2 pseudogenes are annotated in these 1591 nt (G+C 61.7%); both read right to left on the minus strand.

The features are described from left to right. Positions 1-1093: pseudogene (locus AC1D1X_RS22925) on the minus strand (bifunctional aconitate hydratase 2/2-methylisocitrate dehydratase); the annotation flags it as partial. Positions 1094-1177: 84 nt separating this feature from the next. After that, positions 1178-1591, minus strand: a pseudogene (locus AC1D1X_RS22930) (hypothetical protein); the annotation flags it as partial.

Here is a 1591-nt window from a genome sequence, read left to right on the forward strand (position 1 = left end):
GCGCAAAACGCGCCTTGGCCGTGAGGCCGCGGCCGACGATCAGCGGAATGCGGCCGCCGGCGCGCACTTCGTCAAACAGCACGTCGCTCTTGAGTTTGAACTCGGCGATGACCTTGCCGTCTTTCAGCGCCTTGCCCTCATAGGGGCGCAGTTCGATCACATCGCCCATAGCCATCTGGCTCACGTCGAGTTCGATCGGCAGCGCGCCCGAGTCTTCCATGGTGTTGTAGAAAATCGGGGCGATTTTCGAGCCGAGGCAGACACCGCCGAAACGCTTGTTCGGCACAAAGGGAATGTCTTCACCGGTGAACCACAACACCGAGTTAGTTGCGGACTTGCGCGAGGAGCCGGTACCGACCACGTCGCCCACATAGGCCACCAGGTTGCCCTTGGCTTTCAGCTCTTCAATGAACTTGACCGGGCCGCGCTTGCCGTCTTCTTCGGGCGTCACGCCGGGGCGGGCATTCTTGTGCATGGCCAGCGCGTGCAGCGGGATGTCAGGGCGGCTCCAGGCGTCGGGTGCGGGGGAGAGATCGTCGGTGTTGATTTCACCAGCCACCTTGAAAATGGTGAGCTTGATCGACTCTGGCACTTCCGGGCGGCTGGTGAACCACTCGGCATCGGCCCAGCTCTGCAACACGGCCTTGGCGTATTTGTTGCCCTTGCCGGCCTTTTCCTGCACATCGTGGAACTGGTCGAACATCAGCAGCGTGTGCTTCAGGCCGTTGGCTGCTTGCGTGGCGACGCTGTCTTCAGCGTCGTCGAGCAGCTCGACCATCGGGCTGATGTTGTAGCCGCCCAGCATGGTGCCCAATAGCTGTGTGGCTTTTTCACGGGAGATCAGCGAGCACTTTTCGGTACCGTGCGCCACGGCAGCGAGATAGCTGGCCTTGACCTTGGCGGCTGCATCAACCCCGGCCGGCACGCGGTGCGTGATCAGCTCCACCAGAAAGGCCTCTTCGCCCTTGGGTGGGTTCTTCAGCAGCTCAATGACCTCACCGGTCTGCTGGGCTGACAGCGGCAGCGGGGGAATACCCAGCGCGGCGCGCTCGGCCACGTGGTTGCGGTAGGTTTGTATGAACTCGGGCATCATGGTTTTCTTCTCCTGTACTCAAATATTTGCACGGTCGATGCGCGTGCGGTCGCGGTCTGTGTCTGTATTGGGCTTTATCGGGCTTTATGGGGCTTTGGCCGGGGCAGCTTCTGGCTGAGCAGAACCCGTGCCAGCCTGAGCTGGCGCAGCTTTGGCAGGCAAGGCCTCCAGAATGCTGGTCGGGGGGTTCTTCTTCATGTCGTCGGCAAAAGTCACCTGCGCCGGGCTCATGCACTCGTCAGCCAGGCGCTGGCCCATTTTCTGGCTCATCAGCATCGACTTGTTGCCCAACTGGAGCCACATGGCGCCTGCACGGCCGTCTTCCAGGCGGATGGCACCGGTGCGGCTTCCGACCGGGTGCATGCGAAAGCGCATCTTGCCCGTCTGCACCAGGAAGAAACCCGGGCGTTTTTCGTTCGGTGTGATGGTGACGGAGGCACCCAGTTCGCAGGGAATCGTGCCGATGTAAACCCGCTTGGCGAGCTCCAGGTCTTCAGG

The organism is Polaromonas sp. P1_G4, from assembly GCF_056405475.1.